Raw genomic sequence first — 17981 nt, 5'->3', positions numbered from 1 at the left:
ACGACACCGCCCCGACCTCGCTACCGAGGGTTGGGGCGGTGTCGTCGTTTCAGCGCCAGGTCAGCGTCATGCCCCGGGTGGCCAGCCAGGCCTCGAGCGAGTGCCCGTGCGCGGCCATCCCGTCGATCGCCGCGGTCGCGTGCTCGATCGTGGCCTGGCAGTCCGCCGCGCCGAGCAGGCCGTCGGCGTGCGCGGCCAGCAGTTCGTCGATGTCGACCAGTTCGACCTCCCGGCCGGTGCGCACCAGCAGATCCAGGTAGTGGTCGACCGACTTCCACAGCGTGGCCGATTCCCTGGTGAACGACCCGACGTCGACGTAGACGTCCTGCCAGCGCTCCACACCCGGGTTGTGGTGGAACTTCGTCGCCCGCAGCGACAGCTCGGGCAGCACCCACGACTCCAGGTAGTGGAAGTTCGGATGGTCGGAGTGCCTGCCCATGTAGAGGCCCCACGGTTCTTCCCGGTAGACCTCCACCGGCCGGACGAATCCCTTCGGATCGGTGTTCGTCCGCGCCGCGACATCGAAGTATTCGATCTTGGGCGGGTGCACGTGCACGGTGGATGCCTGCGTCATGACCGGAAAATCTACCGGTGACCGGCCCGCCGCGCTCACATCCAGGTCAGGGTGATCTCCCGCGAGCGCAGCCACTGCTCGACGTCGTGGTCGTTGGCGGCGAGGCCGTCGAGGACGGCCGCGGCCCGTTCGAAGGCGCGATCGGCCTGCGCGGTGTCGACGTGGCCGGCGGCGTGCGCGGCCAGCAGCTCGCTCGCGCCGTGCAGGGTGGCCGACCGGCCGCGGCGCACGGCGATATCGAGGAAATAGTCGGTGGCCTTCCAGCGCTTGGGGCCGACCTGGACGAATTCGACGATGTCGAGGACGTAGTCGTGGCTGCGGTGGTGGCCGGGGCGGTCGTGCTCGATGGTGGCGCGCACGGCGGGTCCCGGCAGCAGCCAGGACTCCTCGTAGCGGCCACGCGGCCGCTCGACGGTGCGGGCGAGGTACACGCCCCACGGCTGCACCTCGTACCGGTCGACGGGCCGGATGTAGCCCTTGGCGTCGGTGCTGGTGAGTTCGGCCACGTCGAAGAACTCGATCCGGGGGCGACCCGGCGGCGGCGTGGTGGGCGTCGGTACCGGGGGCGGCTGCGGGCCGCGGATCTCCCGTGCGAAGTATCCCGCGAATCCGGTGACCGCCGGAGCCGCGACGAGCAGAGGAAGCAGTGCGCTCATGGCCTTGTCCTTCACCACGTGCCGATGATCAGCTCAGGGTACGCCCGGATGCGCGTCGCGCACCCTGTCTGCTGGACCACAGCGCTGTGAATACCCTTGGGACATGGGACTTTTCGGACATCACGCCGGTATGCTCCGAAGTAGCCGGGCCGTGGCCGGGCGATCGCGGGCACCGGCCCGACCAGGCGATGTGGTCGCGGGCGTGTGGTCGCCACGATGCTGCGGTGCGCCGAGTGGCGCGGCGTTCGCGCAGGTGAGCGGATTTCTCGATGAGCAGAAGTTCATCCGAACGACACCGGGGCGGCGGGCGCCGCCTCGGCGTGGCGCGGGTGTGTCGCCGGATCGGCGCCGGTGAGCGGGCTGTCCGCGCGACTTGTCGGTGGTCGGGCCTAACCTGGTGGACATGGCATTCGCAACCGAGATCCCGACGGAAGGGTACGAGGAGCGGGGGCACCCGCTGGCTCATTCCGAGCACCGCCCCGTCGGCACCATCGAGCGTGCGGGCGGGCAGTTCGAGGTGGTCAGCGAGCACCGGCCCGCCGGCGACCAGCCCGCCGCCATCGCCGAGCTGGAGCGGCGGATCACCGCGGGGGAGAAGGACGTCGTCCTGCTCGGTGCCACCGGCACCGGTAAATCGGCGACCACCGCGTGGCTGATCGAGAAGCTGCAGCGGCCCACGCTGGTGATGGCGCCCAACAAGACCCTCGCCGCGCAGCTGGCCAACGAGCTGCGGGAGATGTTGCCGCACAACGCGGTCGAGTACTTCGTCTCTTACTACGACTACTACCAGCCCGAGGCGTACATCGCCCAGACCGACACCTACATCGAGAAGGACAGCTCGATCAACGACGATGTCGAGCGCCTGCGGCACTCGGCGACCTCGAGCCTGCTCTCGCGGCGCGACGTGGTCGTGGTCGCCTCGGTGTCGTGCATCTACGGCCTCGGTACCCCGCAGTCCTACCTGGACCGCTCGGTGCAGCTCGAGGTCGGTACCGAGATCGACCGCGACGCGCTGCTGCGCCTGCTCGTCGACGTGCAGTACACCCGCAACGACATGGCGTTCACCCGCGGCTCGTTCCGGGTGCGCGGCGACACCGTCGAGATCATCCCGTCCTACGAGGAGCTGGCGGTCCGCATCGAGTTCTTCGGTGACGAGATCGAGGCGCTGTACTACCTGCACCCGCTCACCGGTGATGTGGTGCGCCAGGTCGACTCGCTGCGCATCTTCCCCGCCACCCACTACGTCGCCGGGCCGGAGCGGATGGAGCGCGCGGTCGCCGACATCGAGGCCGAATTGGCCGAGCGGCTGGCCGAATTGGAGAAGCAGGGCAAGCTGCTCGAGGCGCAGCGGTTGCGCATGCGCACCGAGTACGACCTCGAGATGATCCGCCAGGTCGGGTTCTGTTCGGGCATCGAGAACTACTCGCGTCACATCGACGGCCGCCCGGCCGGGTCGGCGCCCGCCACCCTGCTGGACTACTTCCCCGACGACTTCCTGCTCGTCATCGACGAGTCGCATGTCACGGTGCCGCAGATCGGCGGCATGTTCGAAGGTGACATGTCGCGCAAGCGCAACCTGGTCGAGTTCGGTTTCCGGCTGCCGTCCGCGGTCGACAACCGCCCGCTCACCTGGGAGGAGTTCGCCGACCGGATCGGTCAGGCGGTGTACCTGTCGGCGACACCGGGTCCCTACGAGCTGGGGCAGGTGGGTGGCGAGGTCGTCGAGCAGGTCATCCGCCCGACCGGCCTCGTCGACCCGCAGGTGGTCGTGAAGCCGACCAAGGGCCAGATCGACGATCTGGTGCACGAGATCCGTCAGCGCACCGAGCGCGACGAACGCGTGCTGGTCACCACCCTCACCAAGAAGATGGCCGAGGATCTCACCGACTACCTGCTCGGTCTCGGCGTGCGGGTGCGCTACCTGCACTCCGAGATCGACACCCTGCGCCGGGTGGAGCTGCTGCGGCAGCTGCGCCTGGGCGAGTACGACGTGCTGGTCGGCATCAACCTGCTGCGCGAGGGTCTCGACCTGCCCGAGGTGTCGCTGGTGGCGATTCTCGACGCCGACAAGGAGGGCTTCCTGCGGTCGAGCACCAGCCTCATCCAGACCATCGGCCGCGCGGCGCGCAACGTGTCCGGCGAAGTGCACATGTACGCGGACAAGATCACCGATTCGATGCGGCACGCGATCGACGAGACCGATCGCCGCCGCGCCAAGCAGGTCGCCTACAACGCGGCCAACGGCATCGATCCGCAGCCACTGCGCAAGAAGATCGCCGACATCCTGGATCAGGTGTACCTGGAGGCCGACGACGAGGTCGCCGTCGGCGGTTCGGGCCGCAATGTCAGCCGCGGCAGGCGCGCCCAGGGTGAGCCGGGCCGCGCGGTGAGCGCGGGCATCTACGCCGAACGCGATGTGAAGTCCATGCCGCGCGCCGAGCTGGCGGATCTGGTCGCCTCCCTCACCGACCAGATGATGAACGCCGCCCGCGAGCTCCAGTTCGAGCTGGCGGGGCGGCTGCGCGACGAGATCGCCGATCTGAAGAAGGAACTCCGCGGCATGGACGCCGCGGGCCTGAGCTGAGCATGCCGCCCGGCCAGGTCCCGCGGCGCGGGCCGCTACGCGGATTCCGCCATCCAGGCGGCGATCCGGCGGTCGGCTTCCTCACGCGACATCTCCTCGACCCGGGTGAGCACCGCCCAGCGGTGGCCGAACGGGTCGATGACCACACCGAAGCGCTCGCCGTTGACGAAGGTCTGCGGCTCCTCGGCGGTGCGGGCACCGTGGGCGACCGCGCGGGCGACCACGGCGTCGACGTCGGGGCAGTAGTGCACGATCGAGGTGTGTACCCAGTCCAGCGGTGCGCGCACGTTGTTGTCGGGGATGGGCATGCCGAGCTGCAGGGTCGAATCGCCGATCAGCAGCTCGGCGTGGGCGGCCTGCCCGTCGGGCAGATCGGCCCGGCTGAGCAGCTTCGCGCCGAACACCTCGGTGTAGAAGTCGATGGCCGCGTTGGCGTCCGGTACGGCCAGGAAACAGGTGATGGAGTGGTAGCCCTCCGGAATGGGCGCAACGGGATTGGTCATGTCCTCGATCCTGGTCGAGCGGCGTCGGCCGATCTTGTAAGAAAGCGACAGATCCGATGACGGCACCCGATCCGGCCGAGACGAAGGGCATTCTGCATCCGGGGGAGCAGGCCCGGCATCGCTCGCTGGACCGGCTGGCGGTCGGCCCAGCGCTGGCCGAGTTCGCCGATCGGTACTGGGTCGTGCGCTGGGATCTGCGGGGAAAACCGGCCTATCGCGCCGAGGTGCTGTCGTTCCCGTGTGTGAATGTCACCTTCGAGCGCAGCAGCTTGCGCACCGGCGGATTCGTCAACGGGGTGAGTACCACGAAATACGTGCGTGAGCTCGACGGCGAGGGCGAGACGTTCGGTCTCCGGTTCCGGCCAGGTGGGTTCGGCGCCTTCACCGGCGGGGATGTCGGTGCGCTGCGCGATGATTCGGCTCCGCTGGCCGAGGTGCTGCCCGCCGCCGCCGGCCTGGCCGACCGGGTGCTGGCCGAGCCGTCCGACGCGGCGCGGGTGTCGATCGTCGAGGATTTCTTCGCCGGGCGGGGTCGCGCGGACGATCCGCACTACGCGCTGGTGTCGCGCATCGTCACCGCGATGGCGGCCGATCCCGTGCTCACCCGGGTCGACCAGGTGACCGAACGCTTCGCGGTGCCGATCCGGACGTTGCAGCGGTTGTTCCGCCGCTATGTCGGGGCCGGGCCGAAATGGGTGCTGTGCCGATTCCGGTTGCAGGATGCCGCCGATCTGCTGGCGCGCGGTGACAAGCCGGATCTGGCGACGCTGGCCGCCGACCTCGGCTATTTCGATCAGGCACATTTCAGTAGGGAATTCACCGCCGAGATCGGGATGTCGCCGTGGGAATACGCGCGTAAAGCGCAGGCGAGCGCGGCGAGCGCACCGCGCTGACAGGTGTCGAGACCCCAGAATTCGGGTATGTGAAATATCGTTGTTTCGGCTGGGAACGGTGCTGTCCATCGATAGTCTCACCGCATTCGCGGCGATCGCTGCCGCGGGAGAGTGAGGACATCAACGGTGACAACAACTTTGCGCCGGACCACCCGGCTCGGTCTGGCCGGCTCCGGCATCGCCACGGCCCTGGCCACGGCCGCGCTGATCGCGCCGTTCGCGCACGCCGACTCGACCCAGCACGTCGCGGTCGCGGGCTCCGATCACACAGCCGGCTGCTCGTACACGGTCACCGCGGTCGGTGTCGTCGGGTACAGCAGCAGTGACTCCGGCGCCGACGTGACCTTCTACGACAACGGCGCGGTGATCGGCACCGTCGCGGTGCCCGCCATCGGCGCCACCACCACGACCTGGCGACCCGCCGCCGCCGGAACGCACGAAGTGACGGCGAAAGTCGCCGGGATCAGCACCCGGTGGATCGTCCCCGTCACGGTGACGGTCGCGCCGTCCACCGGTACCGGAAGCGCCGCCTGCGGGCTGCCCAGCTTTTCCGGCTGATGTGAGCAAAGTCCCAGCCGCGCAGGCGCGTTGATTGTGTTGTGATAGGCCACAGTTTTCCCGAGTCGCGGTCTGATCGCCGCAGGTGACTCTTCGCCACTGTCGCGAAGGCCACCGGCACGGCGCCCACCGGCGCCAACACTCCCGATGTGATCTGTTGCGATTTGTCGATAAATCGGCCTGTTTTGGCGTTAGGGTCGACCCAATTGCCGCGCTGACGCTCGATTCCCGGGTTGATCGGTGCTCGGCACCGACCAAGTTGGAGGAGAGATGACCGCCTACCGGACCATTGTCGTCGGTACTGATGGCTCGGATTCGTCGTACGTCGCCGTGGAGAAGGCCGCAGCGCTCGCCGGCGACGCGGACGCGACTCTCGTGCTGGCCTGTGCCTACTTCCCGACCGACGATCGCGACGTCGCCGCCGCGGCCGACGTGCTCAAGGACGAGGCCTACCAGGTGCGTGGCTCGGCGCCGACCAACGAGATCCTGCACGTAGCCCGGGAGAAGGCGGTGGCCGCCGGCGCGAAGAACATCGTCGAGCGCGCCATCGTCGGCGAGCCGGTCGATTCGCTGCTCGACCTGGTCAACGAGACCAAGGCCGATCTGCTGGTCGTCGGTAACCGGGGCCTGAACACCCTGGCCGGCCGCCTGCTCGGCTCGGTGCCCTCGGACGTGGCGCGCAAGTCGCGCTCGGACGTGCTGATCGTGCACACCGTTCGCTAGTCCTGCTCGATCCCGCACTCGGGGGCGCTGCTTCGGCAGCGCCCCCGAGTGTTTTCCGGCGTCAGCGCTGGACCGGCTCCTGCCTTGTGCCGCCGCGCAATCCGATCGACATGATGTCGGACGGCTCGTCGAGTTCGATGCGATGCCAGTGGTGCCGCGGCACCAGGAACGCGGTGCCCGCCGTCAGCCGGACAAAGGTCTCCGGTGCGCCCGGTTCCGCGGGGCGCAGATACAGGCGCAGCGCGCCGCGCAGACAGCACACCGCCTCGTCACCGGCGGGATGCATCTCCCAGTGGTCGGCATGGACGTCGGCGTCGGACTCGACGTGGAAGGCGGCCAGCTGCCAGCCGCCGTCGTCGGCGGCCATCCGGCGCTCGCCCGATTCGACGGTGCCCTCGGGCCGGAACCGCAGGGCGCGCTCGAACAGATCGATGGGGGACATCGGGATTCCTTTCACTGTGCTGCCGCGGGAAGGTCCTCGCGGACAGGGGTTTTCGTGCGGGCGGAGCCGGGGAGAACGAACGCGGCGATCGCCGCCGCCACGACGAACAGCAGGGCGCCGATCCCGAGCGCGAAGGCGTAGCCGCTGGTGAGTGCCGCCGGATCGGTGCCCGCGCCGGACCGGGTGGCGGCGACGGTCGCGAGCGCCGCGACGCCGACGCTGCCGCCGAGCTGGCGGGCGCTGTTGAACACGCCGGAGGCCATCCCGGCCTCGCCCGGCGCGACGGCGGTGACGGCGGCCGCGGCGACCGGCGCCAGGCACAGGCCGAGCCCGAAACCGCCGATGATCGAGGGGCCGAGGACATCGGCGAGGAAACCGCCGTCGGGACTGATCGACGCGAACCAGCCGATCCCCGTCGCGGTCAGCAGCGCGCCGCCGATCAGGAGCGGGCGCGGGGATCGATGGGTCCCGATCCGGGTCGCGACCACCGTGCCGGCGATGACGCACAGCGAGAACGGGACGAAGGCCGCGCCGGTGGCGCCCGCGCTCAGGCCCAGGACGCGCTGCATGTACAGCGACACCAGGTAGAACGCCGAGAACTGACCCGCGGCCGCGCACAGGACGAACAGGTTGCCGCCGAGCACCCAGCGGTTGCGTAGCAGCCCGAGCCGCAACAGCGGGTGGTGAGCTCGGCGTTCCACGATCGCGAACCCGAGCAGCAGGGTCGCGGCCACCGCCAGCGTCGCGCCGGTTTCGGCGGAGATCCATCCGTGCCGATCGGTGCGGACGATCCCGGTGATCAGCAAGCCGACGCCGCCGGTCGCCAGCACCGCGCCGGCGAGGTCGAGCCGGCCTGCCCCGCTCGACGGCCGGTCGGCGGGCACACCGGCGGCCGTGGCCAGCAGTGCGATCGCGACGATCGGCAGGTTGATCAGCATCACCCAGCGCCAGTCGGCGTACTCGGTGAGCAGGCCGCCGACGAGCACGCCCAGTGCCCCGCCCGCCGCATTGACCCCGCCCCACACGCCGAGCGCCCGGATTCGCGCGGGTCCTTCGGGAAACGCCGTGGTGAGGGTCGCCAGGGCCGCCGGCGCCACCGCGGCGGCGGCGATGCCCTGCGCGGCACGCGCGGCCACCAGCTGCCACGGCGCCTGTGCGAGTCCGCCGGCCAACGAGGCGATCCCGAAGGCGATCAGCCCGACGGTGAACAACCTGCGTCGGCCGTACAGATCGCACGCGGTGCCGCCGAGCAGGAGGAATCCGCCGAAGGTCAACGCGTACATGTGCACCACCCAGGCCAGATCCAGCGGCGCGAAGCCGAGCGTGTCCCCGATGGCGGGCAGCGCGACGTTCACCACGGCCATATCGAGGGCGACCATGAACTGCGCGACACCCACGGCGGTGAGCACGGCGCGAGGATGCGGCGGCGAGGAGTTTTTATACATGTATAAAAACTAACCGCAGCCGCGGCCCCGTGTCCATACCCACGCCGCCGGATGGGTCAAGATGGACCCATGCCGACTCCGTCCTCGCAGCCAGCGCGCACCGGCAGGCCCGCGCGGCTGTCCCGCGCCGACATCGTCGCCGCCGCGCACGCGGTGATCGAGGCCGACGGCGTCGAGAAACTGACCATGCGCAGGCTCGCCGGTGCGCTGGAGTGCACCCCGATGGCCCTGTACCACCACGTCCGCGACAAGGACGACCTGCTGCGGCTGCTCCTCGACGACTACGCCGACGGCATCGTCTGGCCCGCGCTGCCCGACGATCCCCGGCAGCGAATCCTGGTCGCCGCCACCGCGATGCACGACGCGCTCGCGGCGCACGCGTGGATCGTGGAGGTGCTGGTGAACGGCGATCTGTTCGGCCGTTCGGCGCTGTGGGTGCCCGAGACCATCATCGACGCCGCCGTCGCCGCGGGACTGGGCATCGAGCGCGCGGTGGCCGCGTACCGCGCCATCTGGCACTACACCGCGGGCGATCTGATCGTCACCGGCCGCTCGGCTCGCCGTGCCGCGCAGGGCACCACCTATCGCGCCGAGGTCTTCGCGAACCTGGACCCCGACGCGATGCCGCGGCTGGCCGAAGTCGGTTCCCGCTGGACCGAATTCGACGCCGTGAGCACGTATGCGACCGGCCTGGACGCGCTGGTCACCGGCCTGCTGGCCGACCCGGGCCGGGCCTGAAGATGCGCCGGGGCGGCCTGGCGCCGATGACGCCCGGCAGGCCGAAGGGCGGTCCGCCTAGCCGAGCGCGGACAGCACCTCGGGCAGGTCCTCGGTGTGCACGACGGCCAGGCGCTGGGTCGCACGGGTCAGGGCGACGTAGAGGTCGTTGAGGCCGCGCGGTGATTCGTCCAGGATCGCCTGGGGCTCCACCAGGTACACGCGGTCGAACTCGAGGCCCTTGGCGTCGTGCACGGTCAGGACCTGCACCGATTCCCCGGCCAGCGGGGACAGTTCGGGGACGAGCGCGGCGGGCGCGAGGATCGCGCTGGTGCCCGGACCGTGCTCGGCCTCGAGCAGACGCGCCAGTTCGCCTGCCACCTCGGCGGGCCGAACCCGGTGCGCGCGGGGCGGATTGCCGGTCTCGCGGACCGAACGCGGCACCTGGACCCCGGGGTCGATGGCGGCCAGCACGTCGGCGGCGACGGCCATGATCTCGGCGGGGGTGCGGTAGTTGACGGTCAGCTCGGTGAGCTTCCAGCGTTGCGCCACATAGGGTTCCAGCACCCGCTGCCAGGACGACGCGCCCGCCGGGTCGCCGGTCTGGGCGACATCGCCGACCACCGTGATCCACCGGTTCGGGATGCGCCGCATCACCATGCGCCAGGCCATCTGCGACAGCTCCTGCGCCTCGTCGACGATCACGTGCCCGTAGGTCCAGGTGCGGTCGCCCGCGGCGCGTTCGGCGGTGGTCTGCCGGTTGCCGAATTCCTGGCGCTGGGCCAGCTGGGAGGCGTCGATGAGGTCGTAGGCCATGAGGATCTCGGGGTCGAGTTCGTCCTCGATGTCCTGGGGTGCGGAGCCGGTGAGGATGTCGAGGGCGTCCTGCGCCTCGGCCAGCTGGGCGCGCCAGCGGCGACGGGCGCGTTCGCGCTCCTCGGTGTCGTCCACGCCGAGCAGCTCGGCCAGTTCGTCGAGCAGCGGCGCGTCGGCGGCGCCGAACATGCCGTCGTCGGTGCGGACCAGCTCGGCCCGGTCCTCGGCGCTGAGGGTCTTGGCGGCGCGATCGAGCCGGGCCGGGTCGGCCAGCAGGTCGGCCAGCACCTCCTGGGGGGACAGGATCGGCCACAGCGCGCTGATCGCGGCCTGGACCTGCGGGTCGGACCGCATCTCGTCGCCGATCTCGGTGAGGTCGGCCGAGCTGAGCAGGCTGGTCCCGCCGGACAGGTCGGCGCCCATGGTCGCGGCCAGCTGGTCGGTGAGCGCGTCGATCACCGAGGACGCGAAGATCGGCCTGGCCAGGTTGTGCGGGCGGCGCGAGGACCTGGCCCGGCCACGGGCCTTGGTCGCGATCTTGCGATCCAGCGTCACCGGGTAGCCGTCGAAGGTGAGCCGCACCGGCTCGCCGGGCACCTCCTGGCGGTCGCGGACCGCCTGCTTGAGCACCTCGAGCATGTCGAGGGAGCCCTTGATCTCGCCGGCGCGCAGCGTGTCCTCGCGCACGGCCTTCACCCCCGGATACAGATCGCCGATGGTGGACAGCAGCACGCCGGTCTCACCGAGCGAGGGCAGCACCTGACCGATGTAGTCGAGGAAGGTGGCGTTCGGGCCGATGATCAGCACGCCGCTCTTGGCCAGCTGCTGGCGGTAGGTGTAGAGCAGGTAGGCGGCGCGGTGCAGCGCGACCGCGGTCTTGCCGGTGCCCGGCCCGCCCTGGACCACCAGCACGCTCTTGTGCTCGGAGCGGATGATCGCGTCCTGCTCGCTCTGGATGGTCTCGACGATGTCGTTCATGTGCCCGGTGCGCGCGGCGTTGAGCGCCGACAGCAGTGCGCTCTCGCCGCCGACGCCGTCGTCGGTGCCGACCGCGCCGTCGCGCTCGGCGGCGCGCAGGTCCAGGTACTCGTCGGTGATGGCGGTGACCGCGCGGTTGCGCGAGCGGATGTGCCTGCGCCGGACCACGTCCTCGGGGTTGGCGGTGGTCGCCAGGTAGAACGGGCGGGCCAGCGGCGCGCGCCAGTCCAGCAGCAGCGGCTCGTAGTCGTTGTCCTCGTCGAGGATGCCGAGCCTGCCGATGTAGCGGGCCTCGGGCTCGTCGCCGTCCAGGTCGATCCGGCCGAAGCACAGACCGTGCTCGGCGGCGTCGTATTTGGCCAGGTCCTCGCTGTAGAGCTGGGTGAACGACTCGCGCTCACTGCGCGCCTGGGGGGTGCCGCCGGTCTCCAGCAGCACGGTCTTCAGCCGGTTCTGCGCGTAGTCGCGCATGCCGTCGAGCCGGTCGTAGAGCACCGAGAGGTACTGCTGTTCCGCGGCGCGATCATCGGCGAGGCGGTCGGGCAAAACAGGACTCCTTTGTCACCGGCGAGAACAGAGTTGTCGAGTCTACTCGGCGAACAGATCGTCACCGACGATCGGCGTGAAGTGCTCGACCACGGGAAACGGGTCGTAGAAGTGGTGCAACAGTGCCCGCCAGCGCTGGTATTCCGGCGATCCGCGGAAACCCTCGGTGTGGTCGGTCAGCCGCTCCCAGCGCACCAGCAGCAGGTAGCTGTCGGGCCGTTCGACGCACCGCGACAGCGACAGCCCGCCGAACCCGGGCATCGACTCGATGATCGGGGCGGCCTCGGTGAACGCGGCCTCGAACTCCGCGGCGAGACCGGGGCGAACGGGCAGCACCGCTTGTTCGATGATCACGCCGACCAGTCTGTCAGGACGCGTGGGTGTTGTTCGATCGACGATTCTGACCGAGACCGAGCTCACGATGACCCGACGGCTTGTCGCGGTACATCGCCAGGTCGGCGTCGTGCAGGACCGCCTCGGGGGTGCGGTGTTCGTGCGGCCCGAGCTCGGTGATGCCGATCGAGGCGCTCACCTCCAGCCGGTGCCCGCGGGCGATGATCGGCTCGCCCATCGTGGTCCGCAGCCGCTCGATCAGACCGGGCAGATCGGCGCGGTCCGGATGCCCGGACAGCAGGACCAGGAACTCGTCGCCGCCGAGCCTGCCGACCAGGTCCTCGGCGCGCAGCGCGCGCTGCAGGCGCTGGGCGACGATCTGCAGCACCGTGTCGCCGATCGCGTGGCCGAGGGTGTCGTTGATCGCCTTGAAGCCGTCGAGGTCGATGAACAGCACGGTGGTGACGAGGCTGCCGTCCTCGTCGGCCAGCGCGGCCGCGAGCTGGGACAGGATCAGCGAGCGGTTGGCCAGCCCGGTCAGCGCGTCGTGGGTGGCCTGGTACTCGAGCTGGCGCCTGCTGGCCCGGAACTCGGTGATGTCGGCGAAGGAGGACACGCCGGAGGAGTGCGGGGTGTCGGGGTTGAGCAGCCGGCAGTTGCACGACAGCCACACCTGCTGCCCGTCGGTGCGCTCCACGCCGAAGATGAACTGGGTGACGGCCTCGCCGGTCGCCAGGGTGTGCGCCATCGGATGCCGGGCCGTGGACATCGGCTGCCCGTTGCGGTCGATCAGGGCGAGCGGCAGTTCGTCGATGACGTGCCCGATCACCGGCGTGGCGTCGTCGATGCCGAGGATCCGCCTGCCCGCCGGATTGATCGACTCGACGCGGCCGCGTGGATCGACGACGAGCACGCCCTCCTCCAGCTGCGAGACCACCGTCGTGAAATGCGCCTCTGCCCGGCGCGCCGAGGCCTCCGCGGCCCGCTGCGCGGTCAGGTCGTGCACGACCACCTGGTAGGCGAGTGCGTCTTGCCACGCTGTGAGAACCGACACGGTCTGCACCGGCACCGTGCGGCCGTCGAAGCGCACCAGATCCATCTCGGTCGGCGGGGAGGCGGCACCCTCGGCGGTCAGCTGGGCGATCCGGTCCAGCATGGCGGGAATCGACTCGGGGTGGACGAACCGGGTGATGGGCTGTCCGAGCAGGTCATCGGGGGTTTCCGCGCCGAGCAGCCGGACCATCGCGGGGTTGGCGAACACGACGGTGCCCGCCTCGTGCACGCAGATCGCGTCGGGCGTGTGTTCGACGAGCGAGCGGTACCGCTGGGCGAGCTGTTCGGCGCTCGCCGAGTCCGTATTGGTTTCTCCCACTGCGATACCCCCGATCTCGACCTGGTCTGGCGACGGCGAACAGGACTATTGTGGTGACCCTCGATCAGATCCGCGAGGAGCGATGTGAAACCGGACATGCGTCCTGGCGGCATGGTCCACCGTCCCGATTCTATGTCGATCGCGGGGATCGGTGTTGTCTCCGCCTTCGGCTGGGGCCGTGAAGCGCTGTGGCAGGGGGTCCTGGGCGGCAAGCCGTCGGCCCGGCTCTACCCCGGGTACGGCCCCGAACGGGACCAGCACGCCTGGGTCGGCCGGATCCCCGACGGCGGTGATCTCGCACACGGTGCGGGCCTGTTCGGGCGCGCCGTGCACGCGGCGGCCGCCGAAGCCGTCGCCGACGCGCGGGCGCGCGGCTGGCGCGCGGCCGGGCGGACCGTCGGTCTCGTGCACGGGTTCACCCTGGGTGACGTCGCGGACTGGCGTGAGTTCTACCTGACCGACCACGGGCACCGGCGATCCCGCGACTATCTGCGGATGCTGCCGTCGACCCCCATCTCGGTGATCATGCAGGAATTCGGCTTCCACGGGCCCGCGATGAATGTCTCGGCGGCCTGCAGCACCGGGTCCGCGGCCCTGCTCACCGCGAAGATGTGGCGCGAGGCCGGCCTGGTCGACGACGTGCTGTGCGTCGCCACCGACGTCTCCGCGACGCCGGAGATGCTCGAACACTTCGTCCGGCTCGGCGCCGCGGTCGGTGCCGCCGACCCGTTCACCGCGTGCAGGCCGTTGCAGGAGGGCTCGCTCGGTTTCACGATGGCCGAGGCTTCGGTGGCGATGCTGCTCACCGACGCCGTCGACAGCCCGTACGCCCGGGTCCTCGGCGGCGCGATGACCAACGACGCGTTCCACGTCGTCTCCGTCGACCCCGACCACACCCAGCTGATCGGCTGCACCGAGCGCGCGCTGGCCGTGTCCGGGATCGCGGCGGCCGATGTGGACTACGTCAACGTCCACGGCACCGGCACCGGCCAGTGCGACGCCGCCGAACGCGACGTGCTGACCACCGTGTTCGCCGACCGCCCCGCGATCACCGCGCTCAAGCCGCTCACCGGGCACTGCCAGGGCGCGGCCGCGGCCGTCGAGGTCGCCACCATCGCGCTGTCCTACGACCGCGGCATCGCCGCCTCGGCACCGATCGTGGCGCCCGCGCACCCGCGGCTGCTGGACGGCCCGGCCCCGATGACCGGCGGTCCGACGGTGAAACTGTCGATGGGAATGGGCGGCAACAACGCCGCCGTCGTCCTCGGGCCAGCCTGAGCGGTCAGTCGCCCTCGCCCGCGTCCGGGCCGCCGGCCAGCGCGTAGCCGCCGGTGGTCGGCGAGTCCTGTGGCAGCGGGACCGCCCAGCGCAGCTGGGTGCCCGGCATCTCGGGGTGGTTGCCGTCGTCGTCGGGGCGCTGCGCGGGCCCGATGTCGAAGTGCCCGCTCGCCTCCTGCGCGCGCTGCTCCAGATTGCGCAGCCCACTGCGGATGACGTGGTTGGGGATGCCCCAGCCGTTGTCGGTGACGGTGATCGTCAGGTCGTCGGCCACGTCGATGACGATCGCGACGGTATCGGCGCCGGAGTGGCGCACCGCGTTGCTCACCGCCTCGCGCACCACCGCCTCGGCGTGATCGGCCAGCTGCGGGTCCAGCACCGACAGCGGTCCCGACACCTGGATGGTGGCCCGCAACGCGATGTCGGCGGTCTGGCGCCGGATCGCCACCTCGAGCCGCTGCTGGAGTCCGGCGCTGTGGTCGGGGCCGCTGGCGTGCAGGTCGAAGATGGAGGTCCTGATCTCCTGCACGACCTCCTGCAGGTCCATGATCACCGTCGAGAGTCGTTGCCGCACTTCGGGAACCACGGCTTTGGGCAGGGTGGCCTGCACGGTCAGGCCGATGGCGAACAGCCGCTGGATCACGTGGTCGTGCAGGTCGCGGGCGATGCGGTCGCGGTCGGCGACGATGTCGAGTTCGCGCATCCGCCGTTGCGCGTCGGCCAGCCGGACCGCCAGCGCGGCCTGATCGCAGAAGGCCGCCGTCAGTTCCAGCATCTCGTCCGAATACGGGGCGAAACCGGGCGGCCGGATCGTCACCAGCACGCCGAGGGTGGCATCGGGCGTGCACAGCGGCAGGACGAGCGCCGGTCCGGCGCCGGGCAATTCGGCACCGGGGAACTCGACGCCGAGCGGCACCGTCGAGACGTCGTCGAAGCGCAGCGGAGTGCGCCTGCTGAACGCGTCCCCCAGGGCGGTGCCCGCGATCGGGACGGTCTGCCAGTCCTGGCCCGCGTCGGGACCGGTCCACTGGGTGATCACCAGTTCCGAGATCTCGCCGGGCAATTCGTCCGGTACCGGCACCGAGGCCAGGAACGCCTGATGCGATCCGGTGAGCCCGCGGGCGTGGTCGACGACATGGGCGAGCACCCGGTCCGATTCCGTGCCGGCGAGGAACTCCGTGGCGATGTCGCGGGTCGCCTCGATCCAGGCCTGGCGGGTCCGCGCCTGTTCGTAGAGGCGCGCGTTGTCGACCGCGATCCCCGCCGCGGCCGCCAGCGCCAGCACCAGGACCTCGTCCTCCTCGGTGAACGGCTGGCCGTCGGACTTCTCGGTCAGATAGAGACTGCCGAAGACCTCGTCCCGAATGCGCACCGGCACACCGAGAAACGTGTGCATCGGCGGGTGTCCCGCCGGAAAGCCGATCGAGGAGGAATGCTCGGTGAGATCGTCCAGGCGCAGCGGCGCCTTCTGCGCGAACACCGCGCCGAGCACGCCGTGGCCCGCGGGCAACCGCCCGATCCGGTTGCGGATCTGGTCCGGCATGCCCTCGTCGATGAACTGCGAGACCTGCTGATCGTGGCCGCGGACCGCGAGCGCGCCGTATCGGGCGTCGACCAGGTTCATCGCGGTGCGCACGATGGTGCGCAGGGTCTCGTCGAGATCCAGGCCCGCGGTGACGGTCAGCATGGCCTCGACCAGGCCGTCCATCCGGTCGCGTGAACCGATCATCACTTCGACGCGATCGGCCACCTCGCCGAGCAGCGCGCGCAGGCGCTGCTGGGAGACCGTCCGGCCCACCGAATAGCGGCCACCCCGACCGTCATTCGTCATCGCCGTATCCGTTCGCCGCGCCACCCCAACCGTCGAACGCAAAGTCTAGTCCGCAAGGTGGGGACTTTCGGCCCTTCACCGACAAGGGCCCCCATGGTGGCATAGGGCACCGGGAATAGGGATCGAGAAGTGGGGCAAGAGATGAATTCGTTGTCGACTACCCAGCACTGGACGACCGCCGCGGACCCGGAGCTCGCGGTGACCACCTGCGGCGAGGTACCACCCCAGGACGTCACCCGCGCGGTCCGCGCCATCACCCGCGTCATGCGCAGGCATCACCTCGACAGTCCGGCCCGCGTGCGCGTCACCGCGCCGCAGGGCTCCGACGAGCCGACCCTGGTGCAGGCCAACATCCGGACCAACGACACGCTCACCCGCGTGCAGGTCACCGGTCCCGGCGGCTTCGCCGTCACCTTCGCCGCCGAGCGGCTCGATCGTCAGCTGGCCCGGCGTGCGGGCAAGGAGGCGCGTGGCGCGTGGCCGGATCCGGCGCGCCGCCCGCTGGCCCAGATCACCGAGACCCGCCCGATCATCCGGCGCAAGGACTGCGCGCTGATGACCGGCACGCCGCTGGAAGCCAGCACCGTGCTGGACGCGATGGACTACGACGCCTACCTGTTCACCGATGCCCAGACGGGCGAGGACGCGATCGTCACCTGGGCCGATCCGCACGGTGTCAGCCTGGCCAGGCAGCGCCACACGGCCGCGGCGGGGGAGTCGGCCGAGCTGCCGCTGACCGCCAGCGCCATGCCGGTCAGCGTCGTCCAGGACGCCGCGCCGGTCTACGCCGAGGACGAGGCCTCCGACGTGCTGTGCACCGCCGGCCTGCCGTACCTGTTCTTCACCGACAGCCACACCGGCCGCGGCAACCTGCTCTACCGCCGCTACGACGGCGACCTGACGATCGTCGTCCCCTCCTGAGGCGCACGGCTCGCGCCTGATCGCTACGGCTCGCGCAGCTTGGTCGCCAGCACCGCGGCCTGGGTGCGGCGTTCGACGCCGAGCTTGGCCAGCAGGCGCGAGACGTAGTTCTTCACCGTCTTCTCGGCCAGGAACATCCGCGCGGCGATCTGCCGGTTGGTGAGTCCCTCGCCGAGCAGCTCGAGTAATCGGCGCTCCTGTTCGGTGAGCCCGGCCAGCGCGCCGGAGGGCTCGGTGCTGCGACGCAGCCGGGCGCGCAGGGCGTCGGCCGCGCGGGTGTCGAGCAGCGAGTGGCCCGCGCCGACCTGCTTGATCGCGTCGGCCAGCTTCATCCCGTCGATGTTCTTCACCACATAGCCGCTGGCACCGGCCAGGATCGCGTCGAGCATGGCGTGCTCGTCGGAGAACGACGTGAGGATCAGGCAGCGCAGGTCCTCGAACTCGGCGAGCAGGTTGCGGCACAGCTCGATGCCGTTGCCGTCGGGCAGGCGGACATCGAGGACCGCCACATCGGGTCTGGCCTCGCGGATACGCACCATCGCCTCGGCCACGCCACCGGCCTGGCCGATCACCCTGAGTTCTGGATCACCTTCGAGCAGATCGATCAGGCCGCGCCGCACGATCTCGTGGTCGTCGACCAGGAACACCTCGAGCACGCCGGCTCCTTCATCATGTCGATCGCCCCCACCCCTGCCGTCAAACATAATCCGTATGCCGAAATCGTGGGCGCAGACCAGGAACTCGACCACCCCGCCCCGACCCCGAGGCGGGGCGGGCCGCCCGTCGGCCAGGTGCCGTCGCGCAGGCGACG

The 17981-nt window shown here is 70.3% G+C and carries 17 protein-coding genes; 7 read left to right on the top strand and 10 right to left on the bottom strand.

The features are described 5' to 3' along the window. Positions 1 to 49: 49 nt before the first annotated feature. Together ACFYWJ_RS33130 and ACFYWJ_RS33125 are read right to left on the bottom strand one after the other, a co-directional pair. On the bottom strand, positions 50 to 550 hold the full coding sequence (locus ACFYWJ_RS33130) for a DUF402 domain-containing protein (RefSeq protein ID WP_387163739.1): 501 nt from the start codon (positions 548 to 550) through the stop codon (positions 50 to 52). Positions 551 to 609: 59 nt separating this feature from the next. Next, positions 610 to 1230 (bottom strand): hypothetical protein, encoded by a 621-nt coding sequence (locus ACFYWJ_RS33125; protein WP_355281554.1) that lies wholly within the window; start codon positions 1228 to 1230, stop codon positions 610 to 612. Positions 1231 to 1633: 403 nt separating this feature from the next. On the opposite strand from ACFYWJ_RS33125, the gene uvrB reads away from it, so the two are divergent. Next, a complete protein-coding gene (uvrB, locus tag ACFYWJ_RS33120; protein ID WP_355281557.1) occupies positions 1634 to 3814 on the top strand; it encodes an excinuclease ABC subunit UvrB in 2181 nt (726 codons plus the stop codon). A 35-nt stretch (positions 3815 to 3849) separates the two neighbouring features. On the opposite strand, the gene ACFYWJ_RS33115 is transcribed toward uvrB, so the two are convergent. Beyond that, positions 3850 to 4317 carry a VOC family protein gene (locus ACFYWJ_RS33115; RefSeq protein WP_355281559.1) on the bottom strand — a complete coding sequence of 156 codons (468 nt, stop codon included), beginning with the start codon at positions 4315 to 4317 and terminating at the stop codon, positions 3850 to 3852. Positions 4318 to 4373: 56 nt separating this feature from the next. On the opposite strand from ACFYWJ_RS33115, the gene ACFYWJ_RS33110 reads away from it, so the two are divergent. From ACFYWJ_RS33110 to ACFYWJ_RS33100, 3 genes are all read left to right on the top strand, one after another. Further along, positions 4374 to 5210 carry a helix-turn-helix domain-containing protein gene (locus ACFYWJ_RS33110; RefSeq protein ID WP_355281562.1) on the top strand — a complete coding sequence of 279 codons (837 nt, stop codon included), beginning with the start codon at positions 4374 to 4376 and terminating at the stop codon, positions 5208 to 5210. Positions 5211 to 5336: 126 nt separating this feature from the next. Beyond that, positions 5337 to 5768 (top strand): hypothetical protein, encoded by a 432-nt coding sequence (locus tag ACFYWJ_RS33105; RefSeq protein ID WP_355281564.1) that lies wholly within the window; start codon positions 5337 to 5339, stop codon positions 5766 to 5768. Positions 5769 to 6038: 270 nt separating this feature from the next. Continuing rightward, the gene (locus ACFYWJ_RS33100; RefSeq protein WP_355281567.1) at positions 6039 to 6491 is read left to right on the top strand and encodes a universal stress protein; all 453 of its coding nucleotides are present in this window, start codon (positions 6039 to 6041) and stop codon (positions 6489 to 6491) included. A gap of 61 nt (positions 6492 to 6552) precedes the next feature. Here ACFYWJ_RS33100 and ACFYWJ_RS33095 read toward each other — a convergent pair whose 3' ends face one another. Further along, positions 6553 to 6933: a cupin gene (locus ACFYWJ_RS33095; RefSeq protein ID WP_355281570.1), complete on the bottom strand. Its 381-nt coding sequence runs from the start codon at positions 6931 to 6933 to the stop codon at positions 6553 to 6555. An 11-nt stretch (positions 6934 to 6944) separates the two neighbouring features. Further along, positions 6945 to 8378, bottom strand: a complete 1434-nt coding sequence (locus ACFYWJ_RS33090) for an MFS transporter (protein ID WP_355281573.1) — start codon at positions 8376 to 8378, stop codon at positions 6945 to 6947. A gap of 69 nt (positions 8379 to 8447) precedes the next feature. Between ACFYWJ_RS33090 and ACFYWJ_RS33085 the strand changes: the two genes are divergently transcribed. Then, positions 8448 to 9116 (top strand): TetR/AcrR family transcriptional regulator C-terminal domain-containing protein, encoded by a 669-nt coding sequence (locus ACFYWJ_RS33085; RefSeq protein WP_355281576.1) that lies wholly within the window; start codon positions 8448 to 8450, stop codon positions 9114 to 9116. Positions 9117 to 9173: 57 nt separating this feature from the next. Here the strand turns inward: ACFYWJ_RS33085 and ACFYWJ_RS33080 are convergent, their stop codons facing one another. The 3 genes from ACFYWJ_RS33080 to ACFYWJ_RS33070 are packed head-to-tail and all read right to left on the bottom strand — an operon-like array spanning position 9174 to position 13140. Further along, the gene (locus tag ACFYWJ_RS33080) at positions 9174 to 11435 is read right to left on the bottom strand and encodes a 3'-5' exonuclease (RefSeq protein WP_355281579.1); all 2262 of its coding nucleotides are present in this window, start codon (positions 11433 to 11435) and stop codon (positions 9174 to 9176) included. A 42-nt stretch (positions 11436 to 11477) separates the two neighbouring features. Beyond that, positions 11478 to 11789: an antibiotic biosynthesis monooxygenase gene (locus tag ACFYWJ_RS33075; RefSeq protein WP_355281581.1), complete on the bottom strand. Its 312-nt coding sequence runs from the start codon at positions 11787 to 11789 to the stop codon at positions 11478 to 11480. 13 nt (positions 11790 to 11802) lie between these two features. Beyond that, the gene (locus ACFYWJ_RS33070; protein ID WP_355281584.1) at positions 11803 to 13140 is read right to left on the bottom strand and encodes a diguanylate cyclase domain-containing protein; all 1338 of its coding nucleotides are present in this window, start codon (positions 13138 to 13140) and stop codon (positions 11803 to 11805) included. 132 nt (positions 13141 to 13272) lie between these two features. Here ACFYWJ_RS33070 and ACFYWJ_RS33065 point away from each other — a divergent pair, with 132 nt between their 5' ends. After that, positions 13273 to 14418 carry a beta-ketoacyl synthase N-terminal-like domain-containing protein gene (locus tag ACFYWJ_RS33065; protein ID WP_355281587.1) on the top strand — a complete coding sequence of 382 codons (1146 nt, stop codon included), beginning with the start codon at positions 13273 to 13275 and terminating at the stop codon, positions 14416 to 14418. 4 nt (positions 14419 to 14422) lie between these two features. Here ACFYWJ_RS33065 and ACFYWJ_RS33060 read toward each other — a convergent pair whose 3' ends face one another. Beyond that, entirely contained in the window at positions 14423 to 16249 is a 1827-nt protein-coding gene (locus ACFYWJ_RS33060; RefSeq protein ID WP_355281590.1) for a GAF domain-containing protein, read from the bottom strand. A 141-nt stretch (positions 16250 to 16390) separates the two neighbouring features. Between ACFYWJ_RS33060 and ACFYWJ_RS33055 the strand changes: the two genes are divergently transcribed. Continuing rightward, complete coding sequence (locus ACFYWJ_RS33055) at positions 16391 to 17170, top strand: sigma 54 modulation/S30EA ribosomal C-terminal domain-containing protein (protein ID WP_355281593.1); 780 nt, start codon at positions 16391 to 16393, stop codon at positions 17168 to 17170. Between the two features lie 23 nt (positions 17171 to 17193). On the opposite strand, the gene ACFYWJ_RS33050 is transcribed toward ACFYWJ_RS33055, so the two are convergent. Then, complete coding sequence (locus ACFYWJ_RS33050; RefSeq protein WP_110040453.1) at positions 17194 to 17826, bottom strand: response regulator transcription factor; 633 nt, start codon at positions 17824 to 17826, stop codon at positions 17194 to 17196. Positions 17827 to 17981 lie beyond the last annotated feature (155 nt).

Origin of the sequence: Nocardia sp. NPDC003269 (assembly GCF_042888005.1) — a bacterium.
GTDB lineage: Bacteria > Actinomycetota > Actinomycetes > Mycobacteriales > Mycobacteriaceae > Nocardia.
Note: the sequence above shows the minus strand (reverse complement) of the source record. Positions and strands in the feature narration are given on the sequence as shown.